The sequence below is a fragment of the Jeotgalicoccus sp. S0W5 genome, from assembly GCF_011634875.1.
Lineage (GTDB): Bacteria > Bacillota > Bacilli > Staphylococcales > Salinicoccaceae > Jeotgalicoccus > Jeotgalicoccus marinus.
Window position 1 is genome coordinate 627,407 of sequence record NZ_SIRQ01000003.1, and the last position, 16,851, is coordinate 644,257.

Sequence of the window (16,851 nt, forward strand, 5' to 3'; positions counted from 1 at the left end):
TTAGACTTCTAGGGAAAAGCATCAGCGTAAGACTACAGGCTTACGTGATGCCCCTAAAAAGCTAACACCCGGCTTTTTCTTTATAAGCTTTTACTTACTGTCTTCTTATAATATAAGAGTGACATCAGTGCAAAGATTGAGTATAGAATTGTGTAGATAAGCATAACGATGAGTGTGGGTCTCCACATCTCTACACCGAATATAAACCAACCAGATCTGACTGCAAAAATTGAATGAAGTAATCCAATGATGAGTGGAATACCAAAAGATATAACCATCTTATTGACTAGTCCTCTTAGTATCTCATTATTTGTGAATCCAAGTTTTCTCAGGACTTGGTAAGATCCTTTTTCACTTTCACATTCATCAATTTGCTTAAAGTATAAAATACAACCTGATGTGAGTAGGAAAGCAAAGCCTAAATAGCCTAAGACAAACATGAGAATACCTGATGTTTGAATCATCTCATTATAAGACATTTGCTGTGATGAGAATGCTGGATTTTCTTCCTTATCCATCATTTCTAATACATCCTCATTGTCTCCTTCAACAATGTTAAAGGCTGCAAGTTCTGTCGGCCTTTCAGCATCAATTTCAGACACTACTTCGTTTTCCATCAATTCTTTATATACTTTATCGTCCACTACTAGTGTCGGCATACCAAAGGTTAAGCGCGTTGGGAGTACTGCTTCAGAATATACTTTTGAAACTTGTACTGTTTTTTCAAATCCTTCAGTTGTAGTAAAGGTCATAGGAGTGCCGGCTTCTAGATCTGTAAAAAAGTCTAAGATTGCCATTGTCCCTGTTGCATAGACTTCATTTTCACTTACATCATAACCTTCAAAGTCTGCATCACTTACGATAGGATATTGTATACCGTCTATATCTTGACTGGCTAAATTTGTTTCCATTTGATTATCCATTTGTACATTAAATAATAGGAATTCTTTTTCGTAACGACTAATGCTATATCCCTCATCATTTAACATATCTTCATAGAAATCAATATCTTCACTTGTTTCAACCGTATAGTCGTATGGTTCAGTACTTTCTAGCATTTTCTCGGTCGAGTAAAAGTTAATATACGATAGTGACATTGCTGTAATGCTTATTGCTGTAATGACTGTGATTATTGTGAGTAAGAAAGCATTTGAACGCATCTTAAACATAATAGATGTCGTAGACAGTACATCTTTTACATTAACATGGCCAGCTTTTCTTTTTCTAAAGAAGTTTAAAATTAGAGCGACACCACATTTAAATATAAGATAAGTCCCTACAATCGTTAAGAACAAAATACCTAACATTAAAATGGGGAGTAGTACTGGCATCTCCATGGCCATATCAAACATCTGGGATGATAGGAAATATCCCACTGCTACCATAACGATTCCGAGAATGCCGAACAAGGCAGTCGTTACACCAATTGGTCGTTGACTCGACTCTGATACCTTATTTAATTTCAATAGATCAATAAGTTGATGTCGACCTAAGAAGATTCTATTTTGTATTAATAAGCAAATGAAGATAAATACAAAAACGCCAGCTGTGGTGAGGGCTGCTACCATAGAGAAACTCATCTCAACCATTAAGTCAACACCAATGATTTTCATTAGAATCATCAACAATAGTCGAGAGATAAAGAATCCTAAAATGATACCGAGAACTAAACTTCCAAAATATATGATAAAGTTTTCAACCAGTAAAATTCTAAATACCTTGGACTTATTCATCCCGATTAACTGGTAAAGTGCCAGTTCCCTATGTCTTCGCTTAATGAATATCAGATTCGCAAACATGACAAAGAATATTATGATAATCACAATGACAACGGATCCGGCAGAGAACAAGGCGTTCATTGCAGTACTTTGTGAAATTTCTTCGCCAGCCTTTTCGTCAAATGTCAGTGTTAGCAATGAAAAGAACAAGGCAACACTAAAGACAAGTGCGAAGATATACAGCGCGTAGTTTTTAAGGTTTCTAGAAAAGTTTTTGATGATTAAACTATTTAGATTCATCAAGCACACCACCTAAGACGCGTTGGGTATCTAAAATTTCACTGTAGTAATCATCCTGACTCATGTCGCCACGTGAAAGTGATGTATACACCAGACCATCTTTTAGAAATACCACTCGATGTGAGAAACTCGCAGCAGTTGCGTCATGTGTGACCATTAGTACACTTGTGTTAAGATTTTCATTTAGTTGCTGTAGCTTTTTCAACAGATCACTTGCTGATTTTGAGTCTAGCGCACCGGTTGGCTCATCAGCAAAAATAATTTTCGGTTGGTGGATAAATGCACGTGCAGCACTCGTTCTTTGAGCCTGTCCTCCAGAGATTTGGCTAGGGTACTTGTTCTTTAGATCACTAATTCCGAGTTGGCTAGCAATTGTCTCGAATTGATTTTCCGCTTCTGATTTAGACATCGAACGTATAGATAGAGGTAACATAATATTTTCTTTTACCGTTAGAGTATCTAAGAGATTATATTCTTGAAAGATAAATCCTAAATCCGTCTTTCTAAAGTCTGCTAATTCCTTATCTTTTAAAGTCGTAAAGTCAAAATTATCGATGTAAATATGACCGCTTGTCACTTTGTCAATTGAACTGAGCACATTAAGTAAGGTCGTCTTACCTGAGCCTGAGGCACCCATGATGGTAACAAACTCGCCCTTTTCTAGATTCAAATCAATACCTTTTAAAACTTCTGTGCGATTAAACTTATTGCCGTAACTTTTTTTAATGTTCGTTGCTTTTAATAACATATTAATTGCCTCCTGTTTTAATTGTTAATACCAGTTTAATCTCTAGAAATCCTTTTATCGTTTGAATCTGCTAACAAAAAGCACTATGAAGTGACAAAAATGTCACTTCATAGTGATATCAGAGAATTTATTTGCCTTATTAAATATTAAGGTCATTGTTGTATATTCTCCATATGTGGACTGAGCGCTTAAGTCTATATTTAACACCTTACACACTTCCTGACTTAAATAGAGCCCCATACCTGTAGATTGATTATCGTCGTGATCTGACGTTGATGTAAATCCTGAGTCAAAAATTCTATCTATATCTTTTCTTTCGATTCCTCGTCCGAAATCAGTGATTGTAAGTCGAAAATGATCCGCCACCATTTCCCCTGAAATGACTATGTCGTTATCATTCGAATACTTCACGCTATTTGTCAAAATTTGATCTAATACGAACTGTAACCACTTTTTATCAGAATATACATGCTCATCTTTAAGTTCAACATCAAAACCTATATTTTTTTCCATACACACACTTCTCAACTTAAGTATTGAGTGTTTAATCAAATCATTAATATTAAATGATTCAATATATAAATCATTTTTAATATTGGGCAGTCGCTGAAGATATAAAATTTCGTTCAGCATATTATTCAGTCTGGTCCATTCACTTTGGAGTTTGTCATGATAATCGCCTTCTAAGTCATCAATCATTAATTTCATGGTTGTGACTGGCATCTTCATATCATGGATGAACCGTGTCAGCTCATCTAAGTTTTCCTTTGTTCTCCCCGCTTCTTCCTCAAGTTCTGCTTGATGATGAAGCCTTAACTCATATAACTTGTCGTAAATCTTCTTTTGAGTATTTACTAAGGGTTGGTCTACAGTTTCCACATCATTTAGGTTACCTAAGGCATCAAACTCATTTTGAAACTTCCACTTTCTCACAAAATCCCAAGCTAAATATATTATAAAGATTAAAAGATTAAATAAAATCAAGTAGATAACAGAAACGTTTGGAATACCGTTATCAAGTATTCCTATAAGTACTATAAAACTATTCATTATTATAAACAAAACAGCGATATTAATATTTTCTTTAAAGTACATTATTTTACCCCTTTAAGACGTAACCACTACCTGTCTTTGTTTCAATCGCATCGTCTAACCCTATTTCCTCAAGTTTTTTTCTCAGGCGATTTACGTTCACAGTCAATGTATTATCGCTAATAAATCTAGAGTCATCCCATAGGGATTCAATAATATCATTCCTTGAGATGACCTCATCTATGTTTTGAGCCAAAATTGATAAGATATAAGATTCATTTTTTGTTAGTTCAACTTCATTTTCTTCCATGATAATTTTCAACTTTTTAAAATCAAAAACAGCGTTCCTATATTTATAAACACTGACGTCAGTTGCCTTATACTCATAAGTTCGTCTTAATAACGCTTGAACCTTTGCATTTAACACTTCAAAGTTAAAAGGCTTTTGGACATAGTCATCCGCACCCATTTGCATGCTCATGACCATATCAGCAGGATGATCCCTCGAGGATAGAAAAATAATGGGGACACTAGAAATATTTCTAATCATTCTGCACCAATAGAATCCGTCATATTTTGGAAGTGTAATGTCGATGATGACTAAGTTAGGTTTGACCTCTATAAAATCGTTCATTACATCGCTAAAATCCTTTATTCCAAATGCGTCTATATCCCATTCATTGAACCTTTTAAAAAGCTCATCTAAAAGTACCATATCATCTTCTATAATGAGTAACTTCATTGATTAGACCCCTTTTTTCTTGATCGGCATTACATTTAAGTATGTCAGTGTTCTCCATATCCACTCTAGTGGACCATATGAAAAATTAGACATCCACATCTTAGATAAAATAATTTGCACAGTGAAAACAACGAGTACAATCGGCACAAAATAAATTGCATCCACACGATTAAATAAACCACCAACATAAAAGATAAGTAACATGATTATTGTTTGACCAATATAATTTGTCAAAGCCATTTGACCGACTGGTTGTAGAACTTTCACAAGCCCTTTAAAGTGCTTCATTAAAATTAGCATCAATGCAACATAGCCGAGTGACATCAATGGACCACCTAAAGAACTTGAGAGTTGCCCAAGTGTTGAATAAATATCATTATCACCTGCATAGGTTGTAAAATATCCTGTCACAATTTTAATTGGCAGACCAATACCTAAACCATACCAAGCTAGTTTTTTTATCATGTTCATATGTGCAGATAAGTTTTCAAACACTCTCATTTGACCGAAAGATAAACCGATTAAGAACATTGCAAGTACAATTGGCACAACAAAAATCATTCCTGAAACCGAGATTCCTAGTAAGGTCATATTCATACTGACAACTTCACTATAAGAACCACTACGAATCGCATCGGTCATTCCAATTTCAAAGGCAAAGCCAGCCATCGATTGATCGCCCATTAAGAATAAGGCTAGAGCCCCTAGTAAAATTAAGCCTGAGATCATTGTTAATATCAGTACTGCAATAATCACGTTCACCTTAGGACTCAATCTATAGAAGAAGAAAAGAAGTGAACCAGCAATTGCATAGGTCCACAAAATATCGCCATACCATAAAAATATTCCATGTAGGAGACCAAAGATTAATAAGGCAAACATTCTTCTATAAAACAAGGGTGCAAGATTTTTACCCTTTTGTTCCGCTCTAGATAAAAAGATGAAAAATCCTAATCCAAACAAGAACGAAAACATTGTAAAAAAATTCGTTGTAAAAAAAGTGTTGATGAAAAATAAACTCAGTTCATTCCAAAAACCTGTGTATATTTCACTGCGTTCTGGATTCAAGCTGTCCTCAATATCAGGACCAGCAAATGCCATAATATTCATCATCAAGATACCTAACAAGGCAAATCCTCGAATGCCATCAATTTCATGTATTCTTTCCTTAAATGAAACAGGTTGATTTTGATTCATTGGTCCACCTCTAAAGATTATTTATTTCTAACTTACCCTAATCTTACTAGTAAAAATAAAAAATCGCATTTCTTTATGAAAGAAAGGCGATTTTAAAACTGCATAAATTCTGGTGGTGCACCAGTTAAATATGTGTATATATAGTAAAAACATATCAAAGCCACTGGAACTACAATGACAATAAACAAGAATAATCTCAAAAATCTCACCAAGATTTTATATATAACAATGCATAATATAATAATTAACGTACCATATAATATGTTACTCCAAGTATATTCAATGGACGTATATCCAGTATAATTCACAAGAAATATTGCAACCACACTGAGTATGACAATCATCACCAAACGCATTAACATGATTCTCTCTCCTTTTGGTCTTTTAATTATACAGGATAAACATCAACATTTGAAATTTAAGCACGTTAGTTTCTTATATTAAAGGCTGCAATCATACCAATAAAGACGATAACAAAGCCTAACCAAGGACCATAAGATATATCGAAGTTGTTGATGAAGATGCCGCCGATAACTGCCCCAATTCCGATGCCAAGATTTAGAGCTGACATGTTCCAACTGAAGACATTTGAACTCGACCCCTCAATATTATCGACTAGGCCACCTTGTACTGCAGGTGAAGTTGCCCATTGGAAGAGCGCCCATAAGAATACATTAATATAGAAGAGAATCGGTGTATCATATAAGAATGGCATCATGAATAGACTAAGTAAGAAAAATGAAAGCATGGTAATAACTGTACGTTTAGCGCCAATTTTATCGACTAAATTACCGCCAATATATGTCCCAGTCATCCCTCCAGCTCCTGTAATTAACAAGGCCATTGAAACATTCTCTAAAGTATAACCATGTGACGTCATAAGTGGCGAGATATAACCTAAGATAATATAGTTACCAATCAACACAGCCAATGTCACAGCAATATATAATGAGACATTTCTTTTAGATGTGATTCGACTTTTTTGTTCGCCTGGTTGAATATCACTATCAAGCGCCTTACTGTTAACAAACAAAATCACACCAATTCCTACAAGAATTGCTAAGATAATGACTAATAAGAAAATAATTCTCCAACCAAACTGAGCACCGATAATCGTACCGATTGGAATCCCAAATACGTTTGCGGCACTAAAACCCATATAGACTGTAGCAAGCATCTTACCACGAACTCTCGGTTCAGATAAGACCACAGTCATATCTAATATTTTTACAATAAACACTGCAGCAGCCATGGCAGTAATGACACGACCGACAGAAAGCATAAAGAATGTGTCAGCTAAACCGAAAACGACATTACCTATTATAAATACAACTAAGGATAGAAGAACTACAGGTTTAGAGTTTAAATTTTCAGTTAAACGAATTAATATCGGTCCAAAAACTGCGAAGCTGATCGCATAGACCGTAATTAACTGTCCAGTCAGAGCATGACTGATACCTAGATCACTACTCATCAGCTCCAAAATACCGGATACAATCAATTCCATCATACCGAGCAAAAAGATACCGACGGTAAAAGTAACGATTAATTTTTTGTTCATTTATAAACGCTCCATATGTAAATTATTTTAAAGGGCAACTCTGCTATTATACAATAAAGTATGACCGTTTTAAATGATAGAAATATTATATTCATAGGAGTGGACCATGAAAAGATATATATTACTTTTTTCTTTTATTCTTTTAGTTTTAAGTGCATGTTCTAGTGAATCGACAGAAAACTATAGCCAGATGACCTCAGCTTTTGAAAGAAACGATTCTGAATTAAATAAAAAAATTAGTGAAACTGTTACGAATATACAGGAAGAGTCCAGCAGGGACAAGGCCTTAGCAGATATCAATGAAGGTATTATTCCTAGAATCGATGATTTTAAACAAACAATAGATAATTATACCTTGTCTGAGGATAATCACTTAGAAGTTCAGGAGGCGATTCAAACCTATCTAGATAATTTACGAACATTGATGGAATTGTATTCAGAAATTAATTCTGAGTTCTTTATTGTCAATCCTTTTGAGGATGAATCGCTAAGTGAAGACATCAATCAACAGCTTGAGGAGATTCAAAACCTAGAAGAAGAAGTCCAAAAAAATAGAGCTGATATCGATCAGCTCATCAGTGAAAATAATGAATAAGTAATGACCTAGGTCGCTATATAGCGACCTAGTTTTTTATGAACAAAAGTTATTAATGAAGTTCCTTGATGCAATATCTTCAGCAAAATCTTTACCGTATCGTACCTCAATAGCCGACATAAGGTTCGGGTAGTCACCTGAGTCTTCGAGATCAGCGACGAAATTCGGAATACCATCGAAGTCTGAACCGAGACCAATGTGTTTTTCTGCGCCGAGTTCACGGATTTTATCGATATGTGTTAAGAGGTCATCAATAACAAGGTTCCCTTCTCCGACAAATGCTGGGCAAAAGACGATATTGACCATACCACCCTTTTGAACGAGTTTAATGATTTGCTCATCGTAGAGATTTCTAGGATGATCCATTATTGTGCGTGAATTAGAATGACTGGCGAATACATGCTTACCTTTTTCAATCACATCTTCAAAGCCGTGAACGTTTAAGTGACTCACATCAATTAAAACGTCATGTTTATTGCATTCTTCTACTACTTGGTTACCAAGTTTACTTAAGCCAGTGCCGCGAGTTTCCCCCACACCATCAGCAACTAAGTTAGCATTATTCCATACTAAACCAACTGATAGGACACCTAAGCGAAATAAGGTTCTTAATTTCATTAAGTCATTGCCAATCGCATCGGCACCTTCTAGAGTTAGTACCGCTCCGTATTCATCTTCTTTTAAATTATTGATATCGGATAATTTCTTTATGTGCACCATCTTATCCATTGTGAGTACTTCATTATAAAAAGCATCAACTTGTTCTAGTGCATGCTGCCATTTTTCATTATCAGGGATTGTTGGTGATATAAAGATTGCATAGAACTGAACTTTTACATTCCCTTCAATCCTACGTTTCATATTAGTATCAATTTCTTTAGAATCTAAATAATTTAAATTTCTTTTCCTACCATAGTAGCCATGAGTACTACGCTGGTCACTCTGTAATTTCAATAAAGCATCGCAATGTGTATCAATAATATTCATTTTAACTCTCCCCTTTTAATCTTATATCTATTATAATATAATACATTCAAATGAAAACGTTTACTTATTTACTTTTATACATTATGATGTATAATTATTTAATACATTCAATGAGCTTTATAAATCTATAAATAAAGAGGTTATCATATGACAAGATCTACTACATTCCTTAAATTTTTATTACCATCCTTATTTGGGATCTTTATGTTTCTTGTTCCCCTTAATATTGATGGTGAAACAACAGTTCCTGTTGCATTTTTAGCTAACTGGATAATTGAACTAATTTCAGTTGAAACGATTACATTACTTGTTGTCATTACGATTGTCTTTGCGGCCATAATGAGCATATTGTTTACCTGGATATTAAAAATTGATACTGGATTCTGGTCTAGTATTTTTAATACCAGTCATTTTTGGGTCACTTTAAGAGCAATCGGTGCAATATTTGCAGTTCTTGCTTATTATGGTGTCGGTCCCGAGATGATTACTTCTTCTAGTACAGGTGGCATGATTTTAAATGATTTACAGCCAACCTTATTCACGGTATTCATTATTGCTGGTTTCTTCTTACCGTTATTATTAAACTATGGATTGTTAGAGTTTGTTGGCACGCTGTTTGCGAAATTCATGCGTCCTGTATTCACCCTACCTGGACGTTCAACAGTTGATAACTTAGCTTCATGGGTTGGAGATGGTACTGTCGGTGTCATCCTAACGAGTAAACAATATGAGGATGGATATTACTCAAAACGCGAAGCTAGTGTTATTGCATCGACGTTTTCAGTCGTATCGATTACATTTACAATTGTTATTTTAGACTTAATTGGACTGATGCATTTGTTTGGTCCATTCTATTTAACAATATTTATTGCTGGTGTAATTGCAGCCTTGATTATGCCGAGAATTCCACCATTATCTAAGATTGAAGATAGCTATTATAATGATGGATCTGAACTGGAAGAAATAATTCCACAAGGTCATAATCCATTCTCTTGGGGATATAAACAAGCTTTAACAAAGGCAGAAAAGTCACCAGGTTTTGTTTCACTAGTTAAAGAAGGTATTAAGACTGTGTTTGATACTTGGTTTGGCGTACTACCAGTCGTTATGGCAATTGGTACACTTGGTACAATATTAGCAGAATACACACCAATATTTACTTGGCTCGGCCTACCTTTTGTACCGCTTCTAGAATTGATTGGTATACCAGAAGCTCAGGCAATGTCAGAAACATTATTCATCGGTTTTACTGATATGTTCCTACCAGCGATTTTAATTGAAGGCGTACAATCAGACATGACCCGCTTCATTGTTGGTGCCATGAGTATTACCCAGTTAATCTACTTATCAGAAGTCGGTGGTGTAATCTTAGGCTCTAAGATTCCACTAGGACTCGGAAAACTCTTCACAATCTTCTTGATAAGAACAGTGATTACCTTACCAATTATTATTATTGCTGCGTTCTTAATCTTTTAATACAGTAAACGACATGAGGATCTACGGATTCTCATGTCGTTTTTTTGTGCTTGTATTTAAATTGTGATTTTAATTCTATAAGTCCCTTAGGCAATAACGATTTGTAGAATAATGGCTTTAAAATTCTATTCGTCATCAATAATTACCTCATGTATAGAAAAAACGCACTTGTCTTCCCAAGGGATCAAGTGCGCACTTTGGACTCATGTCCAAGACTATTTTTATTTGTAATATACAATCGTGTATTTCTTCTTACCACGTCTGAACACCGTGAAATCATTGTCTACCTTATCCGCTTCTGAGATTTCATGTTCTAAGTTTTGCTGTCTTTCACCATTGATGTAGATTGCACCGTTTTGAATATCCTCACGTGCTTGTCTTCTTGATGATGAAATACCAGCATTTACAAGGACTTTTACTAAATTGTTGTCTTCAGCTTCAACTGTAGCAGATGGTGCATCTTTAAGCGCATCTTTAATTTGACTCGCATCTAACGATTTAATATCTCCACTAAATAATGCTTCTGTTACTTTTTTCGCCTCTTCAAGTCCGTCATTACCATGTATAAATTCAGTAATTTCTTCGGCTAAACGTTTTTGAGCTTTTCTTAAGTGTGGCTCAGTTGCAACTGATTCTTCTAGTGACTCAATTTCTTTTCGTTCTACAAAGGTAAATAGTTTCAAGAATTTAATAACATCTTCATCTGATTGGTTTAACCAGAACTGGTAGAATTCATAAGGCGATGTACGGTTTTTATCGAGCCAAATATTTCCTGACTCGGTTTTACCAAATTTCTTACCATCAGCTTTCGTAATCAGTGGAATAGTTAAGCCTTCTGAATTCGTCGTACCATACATACGTCTCATTAATTCAAGACCACTAGTGATATTACCCCACTGATCTGATCCACCAATCTGCATGCGCACATTGAATTCTTTATTTAAGTGACCAAAGTCAATTGCTTGTAAAATCGTGTAAGTAAATTCTGTATATGAAATACCAGTTTCCAATCTCGTTTGGATTGCATCTTTCGATAACATGTAGTTCAACCCAACATGTTTACCGTAATCTCTTAGGAAAGATATTAAACTGATGTTTTGTAACCAGTCTTTATTATTTACGAGTACTGCAGCATTTTCATCACTAAAGTCAAAGATAGTTTCCATTTGCTTTTTAATACCCTTAACATTTTCATCTATTTGTGCTTCGGATAAAAGCTGACGCTCATCTGCTTTAAAAGATGGGTCTCCGATCATCCCAGTACCGCCGCCAATTAAGACAACTGGGCGATGTCCATATAGCTGGAAGCGTCTCAACGTTAAGAATGGGACTAAGTGGCCAATGTGTAAACTATCTGCTGTTGGATCGGCCCCACAATATAAAGAAATTTTCTCACTTTCTAACATCTTGTTGATTTCATCTTCATCAGTCATCTGATAAATAATACCACGGTATTTTAAATCTTCTAATAAAGTTGTCATAATAGCCTCCTATAATTTTTTTAATAAATAAAAAAGCACCCATACTATATAGTATGGGTGCTGACACGGTACCACCAAACAATTTATCTCTAAATAGAATATACGTAATTCTAGACGTTCAAACTAACTTATGAGTGTATTCATCTAGATATCCTCACAGACTCTCACCATCCGTCTGCTCTCTGAATCAAATAAAAAGATTACTTGTCTCACCGCTTGAATTTATTCATTAAATTTACATCAGTATATTATAATCTGGAGATTAAAGTCAAGTTGGCGAGGTCTTATAGCTTGAAAATTATAGATTTTAAGCTAATATGGAATGGTTGATTATCATAGTATTTTCGGTCTTTTATCGCTAGGGAGCACTGAAAACATGTGATATAATCTTTTTAATAGGAGGTTGGCATGAAAAAGAAAAATGACTTTATTGATAATATAAAGAAGATGTTTTCGCGCAGTGACTCTGATAAGAAAACTGACAAGATTCACGGCGAGACTGCGAAGGACAAATATCAAAATACAGTCGCCCGCTTTAAAAAAGCTGGGTCTCCACTTAGAGTAACATTCTTCACAGCGTATGATACGATTTGGAATGTTGTTTTATTCTTACTATTAGCAGTTACTCTACTTGGACTATTTCTTTTCAGCATCGGTCTTGGCTATTTTGCAGCACTTGTTTCTGATGAGGAAGTGCTCGCTGAAGATGAAATCCAAACTGCCTTGACGGAAATGACTGAAAGTACGTCTGTGACTTTTGGTACCGGTGAAGAACTCGGAACACTTCGTTCAGATCTTATACGCGAAACCGTCTCATATGACGAAATCTCTGAAAACGTAATGAATGCCCTTATCGCTACAGAAGATGAACATTTTTATGAGCACAACGGTGTTGTACCTAAGGCATTTATGAGAGCTTCCCTTCAGGAATTATCTGGTAGTGAAGCAAGTTCAGGAGGTAGCACCATTACCCAGCAGTTGGTCAAAAACCAAATGCTAACTAACGACCCTACTTTCGATAGGAAGGCGACTGAGTTACTACTCGCATTTAGAGTCGAGAATATATTAACGAAAGAGGAAATATTACAAGCATACTTAAACGCAGTATCATTTGGTAGAAATGCGAATGGTCAAAACATTGCAGGTATCGAATCTGCAGCTCAAGGTGTCTTTGGAAAACCTGCAGCTGAGTTAAATATTGCAGAGAGTGCCTTTTTAGCAGGTTTACCACAAAACCCATATGCATACACACCGTTTAATCAAGATGGGTCAATGAAAGAACCCGAACTGTTAGAAGCAGGAAAGAATCGTCAGGAGTTCGTACTTTCAAGAATGTTGACAGAAGGTGTCATTACCCAAGAAGAACATGATCAAGCTCTCGGCTACAACATCTATGAAAATATGGCTTCTAGTGTGGTTGTTCCAAACCAAAACTACCCGTTCTTAACCGATGAAGTTGAACGCCGTGGTGTCGAAGTCATCAAATACATCTTGGCAGAAGAAGAAGGCGTAAGTCGTGAGGATGTTGACTCTACTCCACTCTTAGACCAAGAATATACTCAAAAAGCAAATGATGCATTGCGTAATGAAGGTTACCAAATCGAAACAACAATCGATAAGGAAATTTACGACACAATGCAAGACACCAAGAATAATAACTTCAACTATTATGGACAACGCTCAAGTTTAGATGCCTTGAATGCCGTTCAAGGTGAGGAAGAGGAAATTCTTGATCATGAAGTTGGTATGGTCTTAAAAGATAATCAGTCTGGTAAGATATTAGGTTTTGTCGGCGGCCGTAACTATGAAAACTCAGAAGTTAACCACGCAACTCAAACAACACGTCAGGCAGGTTCGACTATGAAACCACTCAGTACTTATGCACCAGCTATTGAAGAAGGACTCATCGTACCTGACACTGTATTACTCGATGAAGAGTTCAACAACAATGGCTATCAACCAGCAAACTACTCTGGTGACGAATATGGCTTAGTTTCTGCTAAACACGCACTCAGTAACTCTTACAACTTAAGTACCTTGAGATTATGGTCAGAAGTTAGAAATCATGATCCATATCAGTACTTAGATGCAATGAATATGAGTGTACCTGAACAACTCGTTGGTATTACTTCATTACCACTTGGTCCACTCGATACGTCAGTTGAAAGCAATGTCGATGCCTTTTCTACTTTCGGTAATCAAGGTGAAATGAATGAAAGTTATATGATTGAAAAGATTACTTCTCCAACAGGTGAAGTTGTCTATGAACACCAAGGCGATCCAACTCGAGTATTTAAGGAATCTACTTCATTCTTAATGGCAGATATGTTGAAAGAATCCTTTGTTTCTGGTTCGGTTTACCATATTAAAGATTACTATGAAGCAGTCAGTGACGTTTACGATTGGTCAGCAAAAACGGGTACATCAGAACAGTTTGTTGATTCTTGGATGATTGGTTTTAACCCTAAAGTTACCTTAGGAATATGGATGGGTTATGACAGAAATATTCCTCAAGTTTATGATACTGATGCGGAAACACATCCGCATATCTACAACTGGAGAAACATGGCACAAGCTTTAACTGCAGTAGCTCCAGAAACGATGGGTGCATACGAAGAATTCCAACAACCATCATCAGTTAGAACAGAAGATTTCTGTGCATTAACGATGGAATTAGAAGATGATTGTTCAAGAAGTATGGATCGTCCAATTGAAGGTTTAATTGCTGAAGATACACAATTCAGTGATAAGAGTTCTCTAAATGATCCCGCAATTCAAGCAAGAATGGGTGCAGGTATTGACTCAAGTCTATCAAACGGAGATTTAAGAGGAACTGTAACGAGAACTTACGATGACACTTACAGAGTCCCAAGAGGTTCTTCAAGTAGTAGCTCAAGTGATGACGATGATGAAGACGAAGATGAGGACGAGGACGAGAACTAAATACTTGCAAAAGGGTGGGAATATATTCCCACCCTTTTTATTTGATAATCTATTAATTTCATTAAAAAAACACTCGATGCTTTAGTGACCTGCTACCTCCTAAGTTTACAGATGAATTAAAAAATCTGTAGACTTAGGAGGTTTTATTATGGCTCGACATCGTAGTTTTGAAGAAAAAATTAGTATTATTGACAAGATGTGCTGTTTGGTTTGACACCAATCGAACTTCGTCGTGTGGCTGCATAAAAAAAAACTGAGATATGAACATGTTCATATCCCAGAGAAAAATTTATTTTATTCAACTGTAAACTTAAGTGACATCAGGTCATAGCATCGAGTGTTTTAACTTATCTTTAGAATAATCCTGTTGAAGATCCGTCTGCATTAACATCCATGTTATTTGCAGAAGGAACTTTAGGAAGTCCAGGCATTGTCATGATATCACCAGTCAGTGCAACAACGAATCCTGCACCTGCTTTAGCGATAACTTCACGAACAGTTACAGTGAAGCCTGATGGACGTCCAAGTTTCTTAGGATCATCTGATAATGAGTACTGAGTCTTAGCCATACATACCGGGAAGTTGCCCCAGCCGTTCGCTTCGATATCAGCAATTTGTTTTTTAGCTTTGTCTGTAAGTACTACGCCGTCACCGCCGTATACTTCAGTAACAATTTTTTCAATCTTGTCAGCGATTGGTAATTCATCTTCATATAAGTGGTGGAAGTCATTTCCTGCTTCAACAGCTTCAAGTACTTGCTCTGCAAGTGCAACGCCGCCTTCTCCACCTTTTTCCCAAACTTGTGTAAGTGCAACGCGTACGCCTTGCTCTTTACACCAGTCAAGAACGAAGTTTCTTTCTTCGTCAGTATCTGTTACGAAGTCATTTAAAGCAATAACTGGTTCTACACCAAATTTACGAGCGTTCTCGATGTGCTTACCTAGGTTAGCAACACCTTCTTTAAGTGCATCAACGTTTGCTTCACCTAAGTCAGCTTTTGCAACCCCGCCGTTCATCTTAAGCGCACGGATTGTAGCAACTAAAACGATTGCATCAGGTTTGAATCCACCCATACGTGCTTTAATATCCATGAATTTCTCTCCGCCTAAGTCAGAACCAAATCCACATTCAGTAACAACGATGTCTGCAAGTTGTCTAGCAGTGTTTGTTGCAATGATTGAGTTACAACCATGTGCAATGTTAGCGAATGGCCCACCGTGAATTAGAGCAGGTGTACCTTCCATAGTCTGTACTAAGTTAGGTTTGATTGCTTCTTTAAGAAGTAATGCTAATGCACCTTCTACTTCAAGCTCCCCAACTGTTACAGGTTTTTTGTCATATGTGTAACCAAATACAATTTTAGATAATTTTTCTTTAAGATCCATGATGTCATTTGATAAACAAAGAATAGCCATAATTTCACTAGCTACTGTAATATCAAAACCATCTTGACGAGGAACACCTTTAGTCGGTCCACCTAGACCAACAACAACTTCACGTAGAGCACGGTCATTCATGTCGATAACACGTTTCCAGCTCACACGGCGTGGATCAATGTTTAACTTGTTACCGTGGTGAATGTGGTTGTCAATAAAAGCACTTAACGCGTTATTCGCTGTAGTAATCGCGTGTAAGTCACCGTTAAAGTGAAGGTTAATTTCTTCCATAGGTAGAACTTGTGCTTGTCCACCACCAGTTGCGCCACCTTTAACACCCATTACAGGTCCTAATGAAGGTTCGCGTAAAGCAACCATTACATTCTTACCAATTTTGTTGAATGCATCACTTAGGCCAACAGTTACCGTTGATTTACCTTCACCAGCTGGTGTAGGGTTCATCGCAGATACTAATACAATCTTAGAATCTTCTTTGTTACCTTCTAAATTGTTGATGTCAACCTTAGCCTTATATTTACCATACATTTCTAACGCATCTTCAGGAATACCTGCTTTTTTAGCAATATCCTGGATCGGTTGTAATGTTGCTTTGGAAGCAATTTCCTGGTCAGTCAAATGTGCCATCTTCTCAGCTCCTAAATAAATGTTGTACGTTGTAAATCGATTTCACAACT

At 36.2% G+C, this 16,851-nt stretch carries 12 protein-coding genes; 3 read left to right on the forward strand and 9 right to left on the reverse strand.

Annotated features, from left to right (window positions below):
* Positions 1 to 80: 80 nt before the first annotated feature.
* The 6 genes from EYB29_RS05500 to EYB29_RS05525 form a co-directional block, all read right to left on the reverse strand.
* The gene (locus EYB29_RS05500) at positions 81 to 2,018 is read right to left on the reverse strand and encodes an FtsX-like permease family protein (protein ID WP_166626798.1); all 1,938 of its coding nucleotides are present in this window, start codon (positions 2,016 to 2,018) and stop codon (positions 81 to 83) included.
* Entirely contained in the window at positions 2,005 to 2,766 is a 762-nt protein-coding gene (locus EYB29_RS05505; protein ID WP_166626799.1) for an ABC transporter ATP-binding protein, read from the reverse strand. Before EYB29_RS05505 ends, EYB29_RS05500 begins: the two co-directional genes overlap by 14 nt.
* A gap of 102 nt (positions 2,767 to 2,868) precedes the next feature.
* Complete coding sequence (locus tag EYB29_RS05510; protein ID WP_166626800.1) at positions 2,869 to 3,861, reverse strand: sensor histidine kinase; 993 nt, start codon at positions 3,859 to 3,861, stop codon at positions 2,869 to 2,871.
* Positions 3,862 to 3,865: 4 nt separating this feature from the next.
* Complete coding sequence (locus EYB29_RS05515) at positions 3,866 to 4,540, reverse strand: response regulator transcription factor (protein ID WP_026866822.1); 675 nt, start codon at positions 4,538 to 4,540, stop codon at positions 3,866 to 3,868.
* A 3-nt stretch (positions 4,541 to 4,543) separates the two neighbouring features.
* Complete coding sequence (locus EYB29_RS05520; RefSeq protein ID WP_166626801.1) at positions 4,544 to 5,737, reverse strand: DUF418 domain-containing protein; 1,194 nt, start codon at positions 5,735 to 5,737, stop codon at positions 4,544 to 4,546.
* Positions 5,738 to 6,164: 427 nt separating this feature from the next.
* Entirely contained in the window at positions 6,165 to 7,298 is a 1,134-nt protein-coding gene (locus tag EYB29_RS05525) for an MFS transporter (protein WP_166626802.1), read from the reverse strand.
* Positions 7,299 to 7,404: 106 nt separating this feature from the next.
* Between EYB29_RS05525 and EYB29_RS05530 the strand changes: the two genes are divergently transcribed.
* Positions 7,405 to 7,893: a COG3014 family protein gene (locus EYB29_RS05530; protein ID WP_166626803.1), complete on the forward strand. Its 489-nt coding sequence runs from the start codon at positions 7,405 to 7,407 to the stop codon at positions 7,891 to 7,893.
* 36 nt (positions 7,894 to 7,929) lie between these two features.
* On the opposite strand, the gene EYB29_RS05535 is transcribed toward EYB29_RS05530, so the two are convergent.
* Positions 7,930 to 8,880, reverse strand: a complete 951-nt coding sequence (locus EYB29_RS05535; protein WP_166626804.1) for a dipeptidase — start codon at positions 8,878 to 8,880, stop codon at positions 7,930 to 7,932.
* Positions 8,881 to 9,027: 147 nt separating this feature from the next.
* Here EYB29_RS05535 and EYB29_RS05540 point away from each other — a divergent pair, with 147 nt between their 5' ends.
* Entirely contained in the window at positions 9,028 to 10,356 is a 1,329-nt protein-coding gene (locus EYB29_RS05540; protein WP_026866816.1) for a YjiH family protein, read from the forward strand.
* 221 nt (positions 10,357 to 10,577) lie between these two features.
* Here the strand turns inward: EYB29_RS05540 and tyrS are convergent, their stop codons facing one another.
* A complete protein-coding gene (gene tyrS / locus EYB29_RS05545) occupies positions 10,578 to 11,840 on the reverse strand; it encodes a tyrosine--tRNA ligase (RefSeq protein WP_235678933.1) in 1,263 nt (420 codons plus the stop codon).
* 405 nt (positions 11,841 to 12,245) lie between these two features.
* On the opposite strand from tyrS, the gene EYB29_RS05550 reads away from it, so the two are divergent.
* The gene (locus EYB29_RS05550; RefSeq protein ID WP_035856274.1) at positions 12,246 to 14,780 is read left to right on the forward strand and encodes a transglycosylase domain-containing protein; all 2,535 of its coding nucleotides are present in this window, start codon (positions 12,246 to 12,248) and stop codon (positions 14,778 to 14,780) included.
* A gap of 353 nt (positions 14,781 to 15,133) precedes the next feature.
* Here EYB29_RS05550 and EYB29_RS05555 read toward each other — a convergent pair whose 3' ends face one another.
* Positions 15,134 to 16,801 (reverse strand): formate--tetrahydrofolate ligase, encoded by a 1,668-nt coding sequence (locus tag EYB29_RS05555; protein ID WP_026866704.1) that lies wholly within the window; start codon positions 16,799 to 16,801, stop codon positions 15,134 to 15,136.
* Positions 16,802 to 16,851: the final 50 nt, after the last annotated feature.

Coding starts and splice junctions, on each gene's coding strand:
- EYB29_RS05515 (WP_026866822.1), bottom strand. CDS start 4,540: ATGAAGTTACTCATTATAGAAGATGATATGGTACTTTTAGATGAGCTT.
- EYB29_RS05525 (WP_166626802.1), bottom strand. CDS start 7,298: ATGAACAAAAAATTAATCGTTACTTTTACCGTCGGTATCTTTTTGCTC.
- EYB29_RS05530 (WP_166626803.1), top strand. CDS start 7,405: ATGAAAAGATATATATTACTTTTTTCTTTTATTCTTTTAGTTTTAAGT.
- EYB29_RS05540 (WP_026866816.1), top strand. CDS start 9,028: ATGACAAGATCTACTACATTCCTTAAATTTTTATTACCATCCTTATTT.
- EYB29_RS05520 (WP_166626801.1), bottom strand. CDS start 5,737: ATGAATCAAAATCAACCTGTTTCATTTAAGGAAAGAATACATGAAATT.
- EYB29_RS05500 (WP_166626798.1), bottom strand. CDS start 2,018: ATGAATCTAAATAGTTTAATCATCAAAAACTTTTCTAGAAACCTTAAA.
- EYB29_RS05550 (WP_035856274.1), top strand. CDS start 12,246: ATGAAAAAGAAAAATGACTTTATTGATAATATAAAGAAGATGTTTTCG.
- EYB29_RS05505 (WP_166626799.1), bottom strand. CDS start 2,766: ATGTTATTAAAAGCAACGAACATTAAAAAAAGTTACGGCAATAAGTTT.
- EYB29_RS05555 (WP_026866704.1), bottom strand. CDS start 16,801: ATGGCACATTTGACTGACCAGGAAATTGCTTCCAAAGCAACATTACAA.
- EYB29_RS05535 (WP_166626804.1), bottom strand. CDS start 8,880: ATGAATATTATTGATACACATTGCGATGCTTTATTGAAATTACAGAGT.
- EYB29_RS05510 (WP_166626800.1), bottom strand. CDS start 3,861: ATGTACTTTAAAGAAAATATTAATATCGCTGTTTTGTTTATAATAATG.